Source organism: Streptomyces sp. NPDC002851, assembly GCF_053591935.1.
The window spans coordinates 23980-42091 of sequence record NZ_JBSFUT010000023.1 but is presented as its reverse complement, the minus strand read 5'-3'; the positions used below and the strand labels follow the sequence as shown (position 1 = coordinate 42091).

15 protein-coding genes are annotated in these 18112 nt (G+C 72.8%); 12 read left to right on the top strand and 3 right to left on the bottom strand.

Annotation, left to right across the window (positions count from 1 at the left end; translation table 11 throughout):
- Positions 1–12 precede the first annotated feature (12 nt).
- Entirely contained in the window at positions 13–906 is an 894-nt protein-coding gene (locus tag ACWD10_RS23615; RefSeq protein WP_451094084.1) for a DUF2510 domain-containing protein, read from the top strand.
- Between the two features lie 60 nt (positions 907–966).
- Here the strand turns inward: ACWD10_RS23615 and ACWD10_RS23610 are convergent, their stop codons facing one another.
- Positions 967–2202 (bottom strand): amino acid deaminase/aldolase, encoded by a 1236-nt coding sequence (locus ACWD10_RS23610; RefSeq protein ID WP_451094082.1) that lies wholly within the window; start codon positions 2200–2202, stop codon positions 967–969.
- 248 nt (positions 2203–2450) lie between these two features.
- On the opposite strand from ACWD10_RS23610, the gene ACWD10_RS23605 reads away from it, so the two are divergent.
- Both ACWD10_RS23605 and mycP read left to right on the top strand, forming a co-directional pair.
- The gene (locus ACWD10_RS23605) at positions 2451–4523 is read left to right on the top strand and encodes a hypothetical protein (protein ID WP_451094080.1); all 2073 of its coding nucleotides are present in this window, start codon (positions 2451–2453) and stop codon (positions 4521–4523) included.
- A gap of 83 nt (positions 4524–4606) precedes the next feature.
- Positions 4607–5776 carry a type VII secretion-associated serine protease mycosin gene (mycP, locus tag ACWD10_RS23600; protein ID WP_451094241.1) on the top strand — a complete coding sequence of 390 codons (1170 nt, stop codon included), beginning with the start codon at positions 4607–4609 and terminating at the stop codon, positions 5774–5776.
- 68 nt (positions 5777–5844) lie between these two features.
- On the opposite strand, the gene ACWD10_RS23595 is transcribed toward mycP, so the two are convergent.
- Both ACWD10_RS23595 and ACWD10_RS23590 read right to left on the bottom strand, forming a co-directional pair.
- Positions 5845–6582 carry an SseB family protein gene (locus tag ACWD10_RS23595; RefSeq protein ID WP_451094078.1) on the bottom strand — a complete coding sequence of 246 codons (738 nt, stop codon included), beginning with the start codon at positions 6580–6582 and terminating at the stop codon, positions 5845–5847.
- Positions 6583–6664: 82 nt separating this feature from the next.
- Positions 6665–7042 carry a DUF1844 domain-containing protein gene (locus ACWD10_RS23590; protein ID WP_451094076.1) on the bottom strand — a complete coding sequence of 126 codons (378 nt, stop codon included), beginning with the start codon at positions 7040–7042 and terminating at the stop codon, positions 6665–6667.
- A gap of 434 nt (positions 7043–7476) precedes the next feature.
- Between ACWD10_RS23590 and infC the strand changes: the two genes are divergently transcribed.
- The 9 genes from infC (at position 7477) to ACWD10_RS23545 (ending at position 18028) form a co-directional block, all read left to right on the top strand.
- Positions 7477–8115 (top strand): translation initiation factor IF-3, encoded by a 639-nt coding sequence (gene infC, locus ACWD10_RS23585; RefSeq protein ID WP_451094239.1) that lies wholly within the window; start codon positions 7477–7479, stop codon positions 8113–8115.
- 95 nt (positions 8116–8210) lie between these two features.
- A complete protein-coding gene (gene rpmI, locus ACWD10_RS23580) occupies positions 8211–8405 on the top strand; it encodes a 50S ribosomal protein L35 (RefSeq protein ID WP_451094074.1) in 195 nt (64 codons plus the stop codon).
- 100 nt (positions 8406–8505) lie between these two features.
- On the top strand, positions 8506–8892 hold the full coding sequence (gene rplT, locus ACWD10_RS23575; RefSeq protein ID WP_069814172.1) for a 50S ribosomal protein L20: 387 nt from the start codon (positions 8506–8508) through the stop codon (positions 8890–8892).
- 165 nt (positions 8893–9057) lie between these two features.
- Complete coding sequence (locus tag ACWD10_RS23570) at positions 9058–9888, top strand: TrmH family RNA methyltransferase (protein WP_451094071.1); 831 nt, start codon at positions 9058–9060, stop codon at positions 9886–9888.
- A 99-nt stretch (positions 9889–9987) separates the two neighbouring features.
- Positions 9988–11157 carry an ATP-binding protein gene (locus tag ACWD10_RS23565; protein WP_451094069.1) on the top strand — a complete coding sequence of 390 codons (1170 nt, stop codon included), beginning with the start codon at positions 9988–9990 and terminating at the stop codon, positions 11155–11157.
- Positions 11158–11325: 168 nt separating this feature from the next.
- Positions 11326–12453 (top strand): phenylalanine--tRNA ligase subunit alpha, encoded by a 1128-nt coding sequence (gene pheS, locus ACWD10_RS23560; protein ID WP_451094067.1) that lies wholly within the window; start codon positions 11326–11328, stop codon positions 12451–12453.
- On the top strand, positions 12453–14978 hold the full coding sequence (gene pheT / locus ACWD10_RS23555) for a phenylalanine--tRNA ligase subunit beta (RefSeq protein ID WP_451094065.1): 2526 nt from the start codon (positions 12453–12455) through the stop codon (positions 14976–14978). Before pheS ends, pheT begins: the two co-directional genes overlap by 1 nt.
- Before the next feature lie 346 nt (positions 14979–15324).
- Entirely contained in the window at positions 15325–16362 is a 1038-nt protein-coding gene (locus tag ACWD10_RS23550) for a PP2C family protein-serine/threonine phosphatase (RefSeq protein WP_451094237.1), read from the top strand.
- Positions 16363–16669: 307 nt separating this feature from the next.
- Positions 16670–18028, top strand: a complete 1359-nt coding sequence (locus ACWD10_RS23545; RefSeq protein WP_451094064.1) for a transcriptional regulator — start codon at positions 16670–16672, stop codon at positions 18026–18028.
- Positions 18029–18112 lie beyond the last annotated feature (84 nt).

Here is an 18112-nt window from a genome sequence, read left to right as displayed (position 1 = left end):
TAGGGTGTGCGCATGAGCATGACGCCCCCGCCCGGCTGGTACCCGGACCCGTCCCTGCCCGCCGTGGAGCGCTGGTGGGACGGGTCCGCCTGGACCGAGCACACCCGGGGCGCGGCGGGCGCGGGCCCGGTGGGCGCGGGCGCGGTGGCCCCGGTAGAGCCCTCCGGGCGGGCCAAGGCCGTCGCCCTCGCCGCGGCCGCCGCCGTGCTCGTCGCCTCGATCGTCACCGGAATCGTCGTCCTCGGCGGAGGAGACGGCACCGACAACGGGGGCACCGCGGGCGGGCCGCACACCACCGCGAGCAGTACCCCGGAAGAACCGGAAGAACCGGAAGAGACCGCGACCACTCCCACCGAGCCGACCTCACCACCCGACGACGACCCGAACACCCTGGTCGACCAGCTCAACGGCATCGCCCTGCCCATCCCCGACGGCTGGGAGCGCGCCGACCGCGCCCTCGACAAGGCGCCGACCATGACCACGCAGGCCACCTACGACTGCCCGGGCACATCCGGCTTCTGCCACCACGGCACCGTCAGCTCACGCCTCGCCGAAGCCTCCGGCGGCGAGAACCCACGGAAGGTGGCCGAGCAGGACATCACCGAGGCCGCCACCAAGGCGTACGACCGCGACGCGATCGGCCGCAGGCCGTTCAACGGCATGGTCTCGCACAAGAAACTCGCGTCCGGTCCGGTCCAAGTCGCGGGCGGCGACGGCTACTTCGTGCGCTGGAGCGTCACGACCGCGGACGGCCCCGGCGGATACGTCCAGTCCCTCGCCTTCCGCGCACCCACCGGAAACCGCCAACTCCTCGTCGTACGCTTCGCCCTGGACCGCGGCGAGCAGGCCCCACCGCTCTCCGTCATCGACGAGATCACCGACGGCATCCGCGCAACGAACGACTGACGACGCGAGAACGGCCTGGAGGAGAGCGGCCTGGAGGAGAACGGTCTGGAGGAGAGCGGTCTAGAGGAACGTACGCCCTTCACCGCGATACGTAGGCACGGTCGCCGTCACCCGGTCGCCCTCGACCAGATGCAGTGCCTCGAACCGCTCGCACAACTCGCCCGCCTTGGCGTGCCGGAACCACACCTTGTCGCCGAGGAGCAGATCGTCCGCGGCCGAGCCGAGCAAGGGTGTCTGCACCTCGCCCGCGCCCTCCTGCGGGTCGTACCGCAGCCCCTCGGGGAGATACGGCACCGGCAACCGGTCCGCACCCGCCGCGCCCGACGCCGGATAGCCGCCGCCGAGCACGGTCACCGCGCCGACGCCGGGCCTGCGCACCACGGGCTGCGCGAACAGGGCTGCCGGACGCCCGCTGAACGACGTGTAGTTGTCGAAGAGCCGCGGCACGTATAGCCCCGACCCGGCCGCGATTTCGGTGACCGCCGACTCCGCCGCCGTGTGCTGCACGCTCCCCGTACCGCCCCCGTTGACGAACTCCAGGTCCGGCGCCACCGCCCGCACCGCGCGCACCACCTCGGCCCGCCGGGCGGCCAGTTCGCGGCGCGCGGCGGACTGCATCAGGCGGATCGCCCGGGACCGCACCGGGCGCCCCGCGAGCAGATCCCCGACCCCGGCCACATGCCCCTCGTACGCCATCAGACCCACGAGCCGGAACCCCGGCCTGCGCACCACGGCCCGCGCCACCTCGGCGACCTGCGCGGGGGAGTGCAGCGGCGAGCGGCGCGCCCCGACCCGTACCCGGCCGCCGAGCAGCTTCAGGGAGGTGTCCAACTCCAGGCAGACCCGCACCTCTTCGCGCCCACCGGACCGCGCGGCGTCGATCAGGCGCAGCTGCGCCGGGTCGTCGACCATGACGGTCACGCGGGCCGCCAGCTTCGGGTCGGCGGTCAGCTCGGCGAAGGCGGACCGGTCGGCCGAGGGGTAGGCGAGCAGTACGTCCTCGAAGCCGGACCGGGCCAGCCACAGCGACTCGGCGAGCGTGAACGACATGATGCCCGCGAACCCGTCCCTCTCCAGGGCCCGTTCGAGCAGCGCACGGCAGCGCACGGACTTGCTCGCCACCCGGACCGGCTTGCCGGCGGAACGGCGTACGAGATCCGCGGCGTTGGCGTCGAACGCCTCCAGGTCGACGATCGCGAGCGGCGCGTCGAGGTGTGCGGTGGCCCGGTCGTAGCGGGTGCGGGCCGACGGATGCGACGGAAGCGTCAGATGCTGCGGGGCACGGGGGGCGGTCATGTCCGCAGCCTGCCAGACGGGTTTACCCAGGGGTAGGGGGATGATCCCGGACAGATCGCCCGCCGGGGCCCGACCGGTTCCCCGTCCGCCCGCGTCAGCCCGTAGAGTGACGCGCAGGCAGGGTGGGATCGGGAACGGGCCTGTCCCCAAAGGCACGAGCACACGTCAAAGCAGCGTGAACATCGTCGGTCGAGCGGGCCTCGAGTACGTCGAGCGGACCCGAGTACCCGAGTACAAGGAGCGGGGGCATGAGCACAGAAGCGCAGCGCGCCCCTGTCCCGCCCCGCCCCACCGCACCCCCACCCCCCAACCCCACCACGCGCCTCCCGGACCAGCCTCCGTCGACCACGGCCGCCTCTGCCCCCGCCTCGACCACGGCCGCCAGCGGCGATGGGGGTACGGCGCCGGGTCCTGCCGGTTGTACGTCCTCTGCTGGTACGTCTTCCGCTGGTACGTCCTCTGCTGGTACGACTTCCGCTGGTACGTCCTCCGCGCCGAGCTTCTCCGCGCCGGTCTCCTCCAGCGGTACGCCCTCGATTCCGGGCCCAGGCTCCGGCTCCGCCACCGATGCGACCCGTTCCCCGGGCACGGGCCACCTCGCCGCCTCGCAAGACCCGGGCCACGACGCGGGCCATGACCCGGTGTACGAACCCGCCGCCTGGGAGCCGCCCACGGCCCCGGCCGACGCCGCGCCCCAGCCTTCGGCCGACCGCCCCGGCAACACCGGCCACGGTGACGGTGGCCCGGCCCGCTCCCGCCAGGGCGGCGGCCCCGTCCGCCAGGGTGACGGTGGCCCGGTCCGTCCGGGTGGCGGCAGTCCTGCCCGCCAGGGTGACGGTGGCCCGGCCCGCTCCCGCCAGGGCGGCGGCAGTCCCGTCCGCCACGGTGACGGTGGCCCGGCCCGCCAGGGCGACGGTGGCCCCGTCCGCCGCGATGACGGCGCCGCCGCGCCCGTACCCAGTGTTCCGCCACCGCCACAAGCGCCGCCCCTGCCCGCCGTTCCGCCGCAGACCGTTCCGGAGGCGGTGCCTCCGCGTGCGAGCGACACGGTGTGGGGCGCCACGGGTCCGGCATCCCGCCCCGAGGGCAACCCGTCGCGGCCCGAGCGCCCGTCCGCCAGTGGCCCCACTGCCTCGGCGCCGTCGGCCCCGGCCCACCCCCCGGCCACCGACGCGCGGTTCACGTCCGCCACCCCCGCCGGGGACGGCGCCGACAACGGCCCGACCGAGCCGCGGTCCACCACTCCGTCGACGCCGGGCTCCCCGAAGCCGCCCACAGCACCCGCCACCCCCACCTCCCCGGACCACCCCGCGGAAACCACCGCACGCCTCCGCCCCGTCCCCGGCGCCCCAAGCCCCCGCTCCCAAGGCGCGCGCCCCCTGCCTCCCGAGACCCCGCCGCGCCCCCTCGGCCCGCCGCCCCGTGCCTCGGCCTCGCGCCGCCGAGCCGTCGGCTCCGTGGGGCTCACGCCGCAGCCCGGTGCCGGACGCCCCGCCGCCTTCGAGCAGCCGGTGGGATTCGATGACCGGACGGCTCAGCCGCACCCCGTCGGGGCGCGCAGCAAGCCCCGGCTCGCCGCCGTGGCGGCCTGCCTGGTGCTCGGGCTCGGCCTCATCGGCGGTGCCGTGACCGGGAGTTGGATCACCGATGCCGTCGGTAGCGGCACCGGTGCCTCCGATGCGCAGGCCGTGTTCACGGCCGCCGGGGACATCTGGCACAACGCGCCCGTCGACAAGCTCTTCCCACCGCGGGTCAAGGGCGACGGCGCCGGACCCGGTGGCGCCGACCGGCAGTGGACCCGTATCGGCGTCGCTCCGGACAGCGGCTGTGCGGACGCCTTCGACCCGCTCCTGCGCAAGGTCCTGCGCCCGGTCGGCTGCGAACGGCTGCTCCGTGCCACGTACACCGACGCGACCCGCAGCCATGTCACCACCGTCGGGTTCCTGTTCACCAAGGCCGACGCCGCCACGATGGGCGCCCTGCGCACCCGCTTCGCCGAAGAGGGCCTCGACCGGCGGCCCGACCTGATGCCCCGCCCGTACGCCGTGAAGGGCACCGTCGCCGCCGACTTCGCGGACGAGCAGCGGGCGTCCTGGCGGATCTCGGTGCTCAAGGACGCGCCCGTGGTGGTCTACGCGGTCTCGGGTTTCGCCGACGGCCGCGCCATCGCCGAGCCCGAGCCCGCCGCGGACGCCGTGAAGCCGGGGGCCACCAGCGCGTCCGCCCAGGCGGGCCTCGGCCATGAGGCGAAGGGCCTCGCGGACCGCCTCGAGCGCGGCCTGCGCAAGAAGTTCACCGCGGCCTCGAAGGAGACCACGTGAGCCGCCGGGAACAGCACACTGAAGCGACCGCGTCAGCCGCCACGGACACCGCGTCAGCAACCGGGGGAGAGCGCGTGAACCGCTTGCGCCCGCCCCGCCCCGCCCCGCTCCGTAAGACCGCCGCCGCCCTCCTCGCCGCCGCCTTCGCCCTGCTGCCCGCGCACGCCGCCCAGGCCGACGAGATCCGCTCGCGGCAGTGGGCCCTGGCCGAGCTCCACACCGAGGAGGCCTGGCGCACCACCCGCGGCGAGGGCGTCACCGTCGCCGTCCTGGACACCGGTGTCGACGCCGGCCACCCCGACCTCAAGGGCAACGTCCTCGAGGGCAAGGACATGATCGGCTTCGGCGCGAAGAAGGGCGACCGCCCCTGGGCCCGGCACGGCACCGCCATGGCCGGTGTCATCGCGGGCCACGGCCACGGCCCGGGCAACGAGGACGGCGTGCTCGGCATCGCGCCCGAGGCGAAGATCCTGCCGGTCCGGGTGATCCTCGAGGACGGCGACACGGCCCGCAAACAGGCCCGTGCGACCCGCGGCAGCGCCCTCGCCGACGGCATCCGCTGGGCCGCCGACCACGGCGCCGACGTCATCAACCTCTCCCTCGGCGACGACAGCGAGTCCGCCCACCCCGAGCCCTCCGAGGACGCGGCCGTGCAGTACGCCCTCCGCAAGGGCTCCGTCGTCGTCGCCTCCGCGGGCAACGGCGGCAAGAAGGGCGACCACGTCTCCTATCCGGCCGCGTACCCGGGCGTCATCGCGGTCACCGCCGTCGACCGCTTCGGCACCCGCGCCCCGTTCTCCACCCGCCGCTGGTACGCCACCGTCAGCGCCCCCGGCGTCGAAATCATGATCCCGGACCCCGACCGCGAGTACTACAAGGGCTGGGGCACCAGCCCCGCCTCGGCCCACGTCTCCGGCGTCGCCGCCCTGGTCCTCTCCGCCCACCCCGGCCTGCGGCCCGCCCAGGTCAAACAGCTCCTGGAGGACACCGCCCGGGACACCCCCGAGGGCGGCCGCGACGACTCCCGCGGACACGGCCTGGTCGACGCGGCCGCCGCCATCGAAGCGGGCGCCAAGCTGAAGCCCCAGGACCTGAAACCGGCCGCCTACCGCGACACGTACTTCGGCCCCGGCCCCGACCCGGACCCCGACGACACCGCCGCCGCCTGGGCGGGCCCACTCGCCGCCACCCTGGGCGCACTCTTCCTGGTGGCAGCCGTCGCCCTGTGGCGCGGCCGCCGAGACCTCGACTGAGCGGCGCGGGCCCCTCCGGACGCGTAGATCAGGCGGCGGTGCCCCTCCGGACGCGTAGAACAGGACCGTCAGGCGCGTACGAACAACGGCTCACCCGGTGGCGTCGATCCGGCCCGAAGCAGCGCCAGGTCGAGCCCCCGGACCAGGCGGGCCCGGAGCGTCTCGTCGGCGGCCAGCGCCTCGGCCACCCGCTGCGCGGCCTCGGCGGGGGCCGCATCCGGGGCGAGGACGAGTGCGAGGGTGCCGTCGGCCGTGCCCGGGCCGAGGTGGGCGCGGAGCACCGCGGGCTCGGCGGCAACGACGGCGCGTACCGCCTCGGTGACGGCCGGGTCGGTGAGCGGGTCGGTGGAGGTACGGCCCTCGGCGAGGGCGAGCAGGGCCGGGCGCGGCAGCTCGAAGGGGACCGGACCCGCGACATCGAGGACGATCGTGTCGGCCTTCTCGTGCACGGCGGCGTGCAGCGCCTGCCGCAGCGGTACGGCGACCGGCCGGGCCTCGGGATCCCACAGCGCGAGCGCCTCGGTGGAGCTGAAGGCGGGCAGCGCCGTGCGGTCACCGGCCTTGAGGGTGGGAACGGCCATGTCGCTGGTCTTCTCGCGCTTCAGGCCGTTCTCGTCGGTCTCCACCTCACCGAGCACGGCCACGACGGGGACGAGGAGGCGGGTCGGGGCCAGGGCCTGAAGAACCCCGGCCGCCGTCCGCTGCGAACGGTCCGCCGCCCACGCGGCAAGGGCCGCGGTCAGGCGCGGGTCCGCGGAGCCGTCGTCGTCGGAGAAGCCGGAGTCGGGAATGTTCTTGTTCGCCACGGTCATCGACCCTACCCGTGGCCTGCGGCCCGCCCGCGCGGGCGGCGGTGGCCGAACGGCGCCCCGGCGCCCCCGACGGGCGTCAGCCGAAGACCGCGCCCGTGTACTTCTCGCCCGGGCCCTGCCCCGGCTCGTCCGCGACCAGGGAGGCCTCGCGGAACGCCAGCTGGAGCGACTTCAGGCCGTCGCGCAGCGGCGCCGCGTGGAACGAGCTGATCTCCGTGGCGCTGGCGTCGAGCAGCCCGGCCAGGGCGTGCACCAGCTTGCGGGCCTCGTCCAGGTCCTTGTGCCGGTCGCCCTCCTCGGTCAGGCCCAGCTTCACCGCCGCCGCGCTCATCAGGTTCACCGCGACCGTCACGATCACCTCGACCGCGGGGACCTCCGCGATGTCACGGGTCATGGCGTCGAAGTCGGCGTGGGCCTCGGGACCGGCACCGGGGCCGGGGGTCGCGTCGCTCATGGCTTGCTGCTACTTCCTGGGAGTCGAGCGGACCGGGCCACTTCTCCAGTGGCGCCGGTCCCATGCGGTGGGCCCGTCCAGCCTAGAGCCCCAGGAAGAGCCAGGTCCCACGGGCAGAGGGGACTGCGGCACCCCCGAACGCTGGTATGCTGGTGAGTCGACCGGCCGGACATCTCAGTGCTCGGCCCACAAGTGGAGGCTCCGCATCTCCCACCTGGATGCTCGAAAGAGCGTCGGGTCACCGGTCAGACAGCCACCTCGAGTGGCGGTCCTCTGCGCCCCGCGTGCGTCGCGACGGTGCTCCGGTAAGTGAGGAGCTCCGCATGTGATCGTCTCCGGGGCATTTTTCGTGCACCGGCGCGGTTAGGTCTAACGCAAAGAGACGTTACGCGGCAGTCCGCCAGACCGTCGCGTGGTGCTACCGAGGAGGATCCATCAGCGCCGAGCCCCGCATCAACGACCGGATTCGCGTTCCCGAAGTGCGACTTGTCGGTCCTAGCGGCGAGCAGGTCGGGATTGTTCCGCTTGCCAAGGCCCTTGAGCTTGCTCAGGAGTACGACCTCGACCTGGTCGAGGTGGCGGCGAACGCCCGCCCGCCCGTCTGCAAGCTCATGGACTACGGCAAGTTCAAGTACGAGTCGGCCATGAAGGCCCGTGAGGCGCGCAAGAACCAGGCGCACACGGTCATCAAGGAGATGAAGCTCCGGCCGAAGATCGACCCGCACGACTATGACACCAAGAAGGGTCACGTCGTCCGGTTCCTCAAGCAGGGCGACAAGGTCAAGATCACGATCATGTTCCGTGGTCGCGAGCAGTCCCGGCCGGAGCTCGGCTACCGGCTGCTGCAGCGCCTCGCGGAGGACGTTCAGGACCTCGGGTTCATCGAGTCGAACCCGAAGCAGGACGGCCGCAACATGATCATGGTTCTCGGTCCGCACAAGAAGAAGACCGAGGCGATGGCCGAGGCCCGCGAAGCCCAGGCCGCCCGCAAGGCGGAGGCGGAAACCACCTCCACCCGCCGGGACCGCGAGGACCAGAGCAGCGCCCCCGCCGGGGAGCCCGCCGAAGCCTGATCCGGGGTCGATCCCTGGACGCCAACCGAAACAACTGACGCTTCCCCATGCCGGTCCGCACCGGGGAAGCGCCATGACGAGGAGAGAACGGCGCTATGCCGAAGAACAAGACGCACAGCGGTTCCAAGAAGCGCTTCAAGATCACCGGCTCCGGCAAGGTGCTCCGTGAGCGTGCCGGCAAGCGCCACCTGCTCGAGCGCAAGTCGTCCCGTCTGACGCGCCGCCTGACCGGCAACGCCGAGATGGCCCCGGGCGACGCCGCGAAGGTCAAGAAGCTTCTCGGCAAGTGACGTCAGGGCCCCTGGAAACAGGGGCCCGACGCCGGGACCGGGACCTAATCGAACCGGGCCGTGTGAGGACAACCACGGCCCCGCTACAAGGAGTCAAGAAGTGGCACGCGTCAAGCGGGCAGTCAACGCCCACAAGAAGCGCCGGGCGATCCTCGAGCAGGCCAGCGGCTACCGCGGCCAGCGCTCGCGCCTTTACCGCAAGGCCAAGGAGCAGGTCACCCACTCGCTGGTCTACAACTACAACGACCGCAAGAAGCGCAAGGGCGACTTCCGTCAGCTGTGGATCCAGCGCATCAACGCCGCTGCCCGCGCCAACGGCATCACGTACAACCGCTTCATCCAGGGTCTGAAGGCCGCCAACATCGAGGTGGACCGCAAGATGCTGGCCGAGCTCGCGGTCAACGACGCGAATGCGTTCGCCGCGCTCGTCGAGGTTGCGCAGAAGGCTCTGCCGAGCGACGTGAACGCGCCGAAGGCTGCCGCCTGATTTACGGGTTGAGCTGAGCCCGAACGGACCTGCAGGCCCCCGCGGCTTGTGGGTCCGTTCGCGTCTGCCCTCTTCTGTGGTCTTTCGACTGCGGGCCGTCGTGGGCTGGTCGCGCAGTTCCCCGCGCCCCTTATTCCTAGCCCTCCCGTCGCGTAGAGGTAAGTCATGGTTCCCGCCCCCGAGTTGATCTCCCCCCGCTCAGCGCGCGTCGGCGCCGCACGGCGGCTGGCGAAGCGGAACTTCCGCGCCAAGGAGCGGCTGTTTCTGGCCGAGGGGCCGCAGGCCGTGCGCGAGGCCGCCGGGCACAGCACCGTCGCCGGGCCCACGCTCACCGAGCTGTTCACCACCGTCGAGGCCGCCGAGCGGTACGCCGATCTCGTTGCCGCCGCGCGGGACGCCGGGGCCCGGGTGCATCTCGCCGATGAGGCGGTGATCGCCGATATCGCGACCACCGTCACGCCGCAGGGTCTGGTCGGGGTCTGTCGGTTCCTCGATGCGCCGTTCACGGAGATCCTTGCCGCGCGGCCCAAGCTCGTCGCCGTCCTCGCGCATGTGCGTGATCCCGGGAACGCGGGCACCGTCCTCCGCTGTGCCGATGCGGCCGGGGCCGATGCCGTGGTGCTGACCGACGCCTCCGTGGACCTCTACAACCCCAAGGCGGTGCGCGCCTCGGTCGGCTCGCACTTTCATCTGCCGGTCGCCGTGGGCGTTCCCGTCCAGGAGGCGGTACGGGGGCTGCGGGACGTCGGCGTGCGGGTGCTCGCCGCCGACGGGGCCGGGGAGGACGACCTCGACGCCGAGCTCGACCGGGGGACCATGGCCACGCCCACCGCCTGGATCTTCGGCAATGAGGCCTGGGGGCTGCCGGAGGAGACCCGGAACCTCGCCGACGCCGTCGTGCGGGTGCCCATCCACGGCAAGGCGGAGAGCCTCAACCTCGCCACCGCCGCGGCCGTTTGCCTGTACGCCTCCGCCCGCGCCCAGCGCTCCCTCTGACCCAGTGCGACCCGTCCGAGGGGTCCATTCGTTCATCCTCGGCTAGTAATGTGGCGGGCTCGGGGGCCCACTGCACCAGTCGAGAGGTGGGGTACGGGGATGAGTGTCGGCACCAGCAGACCAGGGGGAGTGCACGGTTCCGCCGCGCGTGGTCCCGCGTCCCGCGCCGAGCACCGCGACCCCACCGGCCCGGGACCCGCTGACCTGGACGACCTCGGGCTGCACCCGGACGACCTGCCGGACGGTCTGGTCGTCGCCGACGAGACCGGCCGCGTCATCTGCTTCAACGCCGCCGCCGCCCGTATCACCGCCGTCCCCGCCGCCACCGCGCTCGGCCTCCCCCTGGAGCACGCGCTGCCCCTGGAGGACCTGGAGGGCTGCCGCTGGTGGCAGCTCACCGACCCGTACGGCGGCCTGAGCACCCGGGTCCGCCAGCCCGAGCGGAACCTGCTGCTCCCCGGCGGCCGCGAGGTCCTGGTCGCCGCGCGGTATGTGCGCGCCTCGCCCGCGGGCCCGCTGCGCCGCCTCGTCGTCAGCCTCCGCGACACCGAGGCCCGCCGCCGCACCGAGCGCAGCCACGCCGAGCTGATCGCCACCGTCGCCCACGAGCTGCGCTCCCCGCTCACCTCCGTCAAGGGCTTCACGGCCACGCTGCTCGCCAAGTGGGAGCGGTTCACGGACGACCAGAAGCGGCTGATGCTGGAGACCGTGGACGCCGACGCCAACCGCGTCACCCGGCTGATCGCTGAGCTGCTCGACATCTCCCGGATCGACTCGGGGCGGCTCGAAGTGCGCCGTCAACCCGTCGACATCGGCGCCGCCGTCGGGCGGCACATCCAGGCGCATGTCGCCGCGGGCCGGTCCCCGGACCGTTTTCTCGTACGTCTGGAACAGCCGCTGCCGGACCTGTGGGCCGACCCCGACAAGATCGACCAGGTGCTCAGCAACCTCCTGGAAAACGCCGTGCGGCACGGCGAGGGAACTGTCACCATCGACGTAGCGCCCAGCGTCTCCCCGCGCGAGCGGGAGGCCGCAGGCACCACCGTGACCGTCAGCGACGAGGGCCCAGGCATCCCGGAGGAGTCCATGAACCGCGTCTTCACCCGCTTCTGGCGGGGCAGCAAGCGCGGCGGCACCGGCCTCGGCCTGTACATCGTCAAGGGCATCGTCGAGGCCCACGGCGGCACGATCACCGTCGGGCGGGGCCCGGCGGGCGGCGCCGAGTTCCGATTTACCCTGCCCGTGGCGGCCCCGGCGTATCTCCAGTAGCGGCGCATGATCGCGTACGTCATCGCGTATGGAGTGTCCGGCAGCTGACCACGGGCCATTCACCTGCCCGCACACCGCTAGACTCGACCTTTGGCGCGTTTGTGTCCGCGCCGTCGCGGTCGCGGTGGTGGGACTCCCCAGCCAGCCCAATCGGAAGCACGGGAAGAGATGTCAGCCCCCAATAAGTCGTACGACCCTGTTGAGGTCGAGGCCCTGAAACCGGAAGAGATCGAGCGCATGCAAGGCGAGGCGCTCGCCGCCTTCGCGGCCGCTGCCGATCTCGAACAGCTCCAGGCGGCCAAGGTCGCGCACACCGGTCCCAGCTCTCCGCTCGCCCTCGCCAACCGCGAGATCGGCGCCCTGCCGCCGCACGCCAAGGCGGACGCGGGCAAGCGCGTGGGCATGGCCCGCGGCGCCGTGAACAAGGCGCTCGCCGCCCGGCAGGCCGAGCTCGAGGCCGAGCGTGACGCCCGCGTCCTGGTCGAGGAGGCGGTGGACGTCACGCTGCCCTACGACCGCACCCCCACCGGTGCCCGGCATCCGCTGACCACCATGATGGAGCGGGTCGCGGACGTCTTCGTGTCCATGGGATACGAGATCGCCGAGGGGCCCGAGGCCGAGGCGGAGTGGTTCAACTTCGACGCCCTCAACTTCGTGCCCGACCACCCGGCGCGGCAGATGCAGGACACCTTCTTCGTGCAGGGCCCTGAGGGGACCAAGGACGATGAGTCCGGTGTCGTGCTGCGCACGCACACCTCGCCGGTGCAGGCCCGCGCGCTGCTCGACCGCGAACCGCCCGTCTACATCGTCTGCCCGGGGCGGGTCTACCGCACCGACGAGCTGGACGCCACGCACACCCCGGTCTTCCACCAGATCGAGCTGCTCGCCGTGGACGAGGGCCTGACCATGGCCGACCTCAAGGGCACCCTCGACCACATGGTCAAGGCGCTCTTCGGCCCGGACATGAAGACCCGGCTGCGCCCCAACTACTTCCCGTTCACCGAGCCGTCCGCCGAGATGGACATGGTCTGCTACGTGTGCCGCGGCGAGTCCGTCGGCAACCCGGACCGTCCCTGCCGGACCTGCTCCAGCGAGGGCTGGATCGAGCTGGGCGGCTGCGGCATGGTCAACCCGCGGGTGCTCATCGCCTGCGGCGTCGACCCGGAGAAGTACAGCGGATTCGCCTTCGGGTTCGGCATCGAGCGGATGCTGATGTTCCGCCACAACGTGGAAGACATGCGAGACATGGTCGAGGGTGACGTCCGGTTCACCCGGCCGTTCGGGATGGAGATCTGATGCGGGTCCCGCTTTCCTGGCTGCGGGAGTACGTCGACCTGCCGGCGACGGAGACCGGCCGGGACGTACAGGAGAAGCTCGTGGCCGTCGGCCTCGAGGTCGAGACCGTCGAACAGCTCGGCGCCGACCTCAAGGGCCCGCTCGTCGTGGGCCAGGTGCTGACCATCGAGGAGCTGACGGAGTTCAAGAAGCCGATCCGCTTCTGCACCGTCGATGTCGGACAGGCCAACGGCACCGGCGAGCCGCAGGAGATCGTCTGCGGCGCCCGGAACTTCTCCGTCGGCGACAAGGTCGTCGTGGTCCTGCCCGGCGCCGTGCTGCCCGGTGGCTTCGAGATCTCCGCGCGCAAGACGTACGGCAAGAAGTCGCACGGCATGATCTGCTCCGGCGACGAGCTGGGCATGGGCGACGACGGCTCCGGCGGCATCATCGTGCTCCCGCACGAGTACGAGGTCGGCACCGACGCGATCGAGCTGCTCGAACTCGTCGACGAGGTCCTGGACATCGCCGTCACGCCCGACCGCGGCTACTGCCTGTCGATGCGCGGCGTCGCCCGCGAGACCGCCACCGCCTACGGCCTGCCGCTGCGCGACCCGGCGCTGCTCGACATCCCCGCGCCCAATGCGTACGGCTACCCGGTGCAGGTCTCCGACCCGACCGGCTGCGACCGCTTCACCGCCCGTACGGTGGTCGGCCTCAACCCCGAGGCGCACTCCCCGATCTGGCTGCAGCGCCGCCTGCAGAAGGCCGGGATGCGGCCGATCTCGCTCGCCGTCGACATCACCAACTACGTGATGCTGGAGCTCGGTCAGCCGCTGCACGCCTACGACCGGTCCCGGATCGTCGGCCCCATCGGGGTGCGCCGCGCCGAGCCCGGCGAGAAGCTCACCACCCTCGACGGCGCCACGCGCAAGCTCGACCCGGCCGACCTGGTGATCACCGACGACCGGGGGCCGATCGGCCTCGCCGGTGTCATGGGCGGCGCCAACACCGAGATCGCCGACGCCGCGCCCGACGCAGAGACGGGTGAGGTCCAGGCCACCACCGAAGTCGTCATCGAGGCCGCCCACTTCGACCAGCTGTCCATCGCCCGCACCGGGCGTCGGCACAAGCTGACCTCGGAGGCGTCCAAGCGCTTCGAGCGGGGCGTCGACCCGCAGGCCGCGCCCGCCGCCGCGCAGCGCACCGTCGACCTGCTCGTGCTGCTCGCGGGCGGCACCGCAGAGGCCGGTGTCACCGAGTTCATCGCGCCGACCGCGCCGCACACCATCACCATCCCGGCCGACCACCCGGACAAGGTCGCGGGCATGGACTACGGCCGCGAGACCGTCGTACGCCGCCTGCAAGAGGTCGGCTGCGACGTCTACGGCCAGGACCAGCTCACCGTCACCGTGCCGTCCTGGCGTCCCGACCTGCGGGACCCCAACGACCTGGCCGAAGAGGTCATCCGCCTCGAGGGCTACGAGAACCTCCCCTCGACGCTGCCCAAGCCGCCGTCCGGCCTCGGCCTGACCGACCGGCAGCGGCTGCACCGGCGGGTCGGCCGCGCCCTTGCCGGGAGCGGCTATGTCGAGGCGCTCAGCTACCCGTTCATCGGCGAGCAGATCTTCGACCAGCTGGGCCTGGAGCAGGACGACCCGGCCCGCCGCGTCGTCAAGCTCGTCAACCCGCTCTCCGACGAGGAGCCCGCGCTCCGTACGACGCTGCTGCCGGGCCTGCTCGCCTCGCTGCGCCGTAACGACAGCCGGGGCAGCCACGACCTGGCGCTCTTCGAGACCGGTGCGGTCTTCCACCCGCGCGCCGAGCAGTCGGTGCCGGAGCGTCTTCCGGTGGACCGCCGCCCGACCGACGCCGAGCTCGCCACCCTCGACGAGGCGCTGCCGCAGCAGTGGCGGCACGTCGCGGTCGTCCTCGCGGGCGCCCGTGAGCAGGCCGGCTGGTGGGGCAAGGGTCGGCAGGGCGACTGGGCCGACGCCATCGAGGCCGCGCGCGCCGTGGCCCGCGAGGCCGAGGTCGAACTCACCGTCCGCCAGGGCCAGTACGGTCCGTGGCACCCGGGGCGCTGCGCCGAGCTCGTCGTCGTCAAGGATGGTGCCGAGCAGATCGTCGGGCACGCGGGTGAGCTGCACCCGCGCGTCGTGAAGGCGCTCGGCCTGCCCGCGCGCACCTGCGCGATGGAGCTGAACCTGGACGCCCTGGTCAGCGAGGAGCCGCTGCAGGCGCCGCGGATCTCCACCTTCCCGGTGGCCACGCAGGACGTCGCGCTCGTCGTCGACACCTCCCTGCCCGCCGCCGAGGTGGAGCGGGCGCTGCGCGAGGGCGCGGGCGAACTCCTCGAATCGCTGCGCCTGTTCGACGTGTACGAGAACGCCCAGCAGCTCGGCGAGGGCAAGAAGTCCCTGGCGTACGCGCTGCGCTTCCGCGCCGCCGACCGCACGCTGACCGTGGACGAGGCATCCGCGGCCCGCGACGCGGCGGTGGCCCTGGCCGCGGAGCGCACCGGGGCGGTGCTGCGGGGCGCCTAGGGGAGACGCCCCCTAGGCCCGCGACCGCCGTACGGGCTTGACGGTGACGGCGCATCGTCCTGTCAAAGCCTCGGCGTAAAAGCCCAGTTGAGGGGCGCACTCGAAGTGTCGAGTGCGCCCCTCACTCGTTCGGGTGAGAAGTGTCGTCGATCCGGGCCAGGCGCAGCACGCCCTGGACAGAATCGTCCCGGCCGTACGGGTCGGCTGCGTCCTTGACAGGGCCTGAGGGGAGGCCGACGGCGTGATCCATATCCGGGCCTGGCCCTTCCGGGCAAGGGTGAGCGACGACGGCCTACGCACGGAGACCTCGCTTCTTCGGCGGGCGCGTGCCCTCGCGCTGCCCCTCATGTGGGGCGCCTTCGCCGTCACGTACAAGTTCACCTGCCCGCTCGCCCAACAGACCGGCCTCGGCGCCCGGATCGCCACCTGCGCCGTCTTCTTCGTCGTCGGCACCGGGCTGGTACTCGGCGTCCGCCGCGCACTGCTCCAGGAGCTCGCGCAGCTCCGCGAGGTCGCGGGCGCCGCCCAGCGGGTGCTGCTCCGCCCGCTGCCGCCCCGGCTCGACGGCCTCTCCGTCGCGGCCGGGCAGGTCTCCGCGACCCGGGGTGCGGCGGTGGGCGGCGACCTGTACGAGGCGGTGGCCACCGATCATGGCGTACGGATCGTGATGGGCGACGTCCGCGGGCATGGGCTCGGCGCCCTCGGCACCGTCGCCGTGGTCCTCGGCAGCTTCCGCGAGGCCGCCCACGACGAGCCCGAACTCTCCGGTGTGCTGCGCCGGTTGGAGCGCGCTCTGCAGCGGCATCTGCGGGAGCGGTCCCGCGGCGAGCACCCGGCGGTGTGCGGCACCGAGCCGGACGCGCCGTCGGCCGAGGAGTTCGTCACCGTACTGCTCCTGGAGATCCGCGCGGACGGCGCGGTGTTCGCGCTCAACTGCGGCCACCCGTGGCCGTACCGGCTCGGCGGCCGCAGCGTCGAACGCGTCGCCGGGGGCGACCCGTTGCCGCCGCTCGGCCCCTTTCCGCTCCCCGCGGAGCTGCCGGTGCGCCGCTGCGGCCGCCTTGCCCTCGGCGACGGGCTCTGCCTGCACACGGATGGGGTGGAGGACGCACGGGATGCCGAGGGCCGCTTCTTTCCGCTGCACGCCACGCTCACCAAGGCGGTACGCGCCGGTCCGGCCCCGCCGGACTCCGTGATCCACGCGGTGCATGAGGAGTTGATACGGCACACCGGGGGGCGGCTCTGCGACGATGTCGCACTGCTTGTGCTCCGTAATGACCGGCGCGGGGTGTCTGATCAAGCCCGTCCGGCGTTTGAGGACGAGCCCGCAGGGCGGTGTACGGCGCGCCGGGCGACGGCACTTGGCGCTTGGCCCAAGACTTGACCCAGACCTGACCCGCCGTCGGAACGGCCTGCGCCACCGCCCGACCACGGAGTTTCGGCAGGCAGGCCGAGCGGGGCGCGAGGTGGGCCGCCGCACTGTCGAGGGGGAGCCGGCGGCCCGGCCGCATCTGGCGGAGCCAGAAGTTCCGACCCAGGGGAGCCGGACGGATTTCAGTCAACTCGCGGCGGAGCGCGGGCGGCAGAGCGCGTGACGTACAAAAGCGGGCACTCTGTTCACACCCCGTGTGAAAGGGCCTCCACTACGCTGAGAGACGCTGACAGACAGCGCGCCTCCGGAGGGGCGAGTCATGCAGCCCAATACCTTGCTCGATGCCATTCTCGACGAAGCCGGGATCTCGCACGCCGGTCTCGCCGCCCATGTGAACCAGGCGGGGAAGGCGCGCAACCTGTCGCTCCGGTACGAACACACCGCCGTCGCCCGCTGGTTGAAGGGCCAGCGCCCGCGCGGCCAGGTGCCGGACCTGATCTGCGAGGTGCTCGCGGCCCGGCTGCACCGCCCGGTCACGCTCGACGACATCGGGCTCGGCGTGCCCGGCACCACCGGCGACCCGGTCGCCGCTCCCGGTGGCGCGTCCTCGACCCTCTCCGGGTTCGTGGAGCGGGCCACCGCCCTGTGGCGCTGCGACGAGCAGCAGCGGCCGCACATTCTCGGGGCCCAGGCGGTCACCGGTACCCCGGCCGTGATGCCGGTGTGGGAGTGGGAGAACCCGCCGGAGGACGTGGACGTTTCGCGGGGCGGCCGCCATCGGGTCAGCATGGCCGATATCGAGATGCTCCGTTCGGCCCGGGCGCACTACGAGCAGATGTACCGCAAGACCGGCGGCATCGCGACCCGCGCCCGGATCGTCGGCTTCCTCAACGCCGAGGCCGCGCCGCTGCTCCGCGGCTCGTACACCGATGCGACCGGGCGCCAACTGCACCGCGCCACCGGCGGGTTGGTGGCGGTCGCCGGGATCTGCGCGTACGACTCGGACGCGCACGGGCTCGCGCAGCGCTACTTCCACCAGGCGCTGCGGCTCGCCAAGGCCAGCGGGGACCGGGGGCTCGGCGCGTATGTGATAGCGCTGCTCGTCAACCAGTCCCTGTTCATGCGCGAGTACCGGCAGGCGGTGGCCTTCGCCGAGGCCGCGCTGCGTGCCGCCGGGCGGGACATCACCCCGGCTCTGGCCGCCGATCTCTATGCGATGCAGGCCAAGGCGTACGCACATCTCGGTGACGGCGGCAGCGCGCTGTCCTGCATCCGGCGGGCCGAGTCGGCGGCCGACCGGATCCACCGCCGCCATGAGCCGGACGAGACCGGGTACGTGCAGCCGGGGCTCGTCAACGTACAAGTGGCCGAGGCCCTGTTGAGCCTCGGGGACCTGGCCGCCGCCCGGGAGCATTCGGCCGCGGCCGTGGGCACACCGGCGCACGACCGGGGCCGGGTGCACCGTCTCGCGGTGCTCAGCCAGATCGAGTTGCGCCAGGGGGAGGCCGACAAGGCGGTGGTCACCGCCGTCGAAATGGCCGAACAGGCACGGGGGATGGAGTCTCAGCGGCTGCGCGACCGGCTGCGTGCGGTCCGCGAACACCTTGTCCGTAACGGCTGCTCGGGCACCGCGGAGGCGGCGGCCTTGATCGACGGAGCGCTGCGCGTGCCGCTGTGAGCTAGGGCCTGTCCGGCGGATCTTGCCTGGGACGCGGCGGCCTGGCACGCACGCCTGCGGCGTTGTCGTCAGTTGCCGACGCTC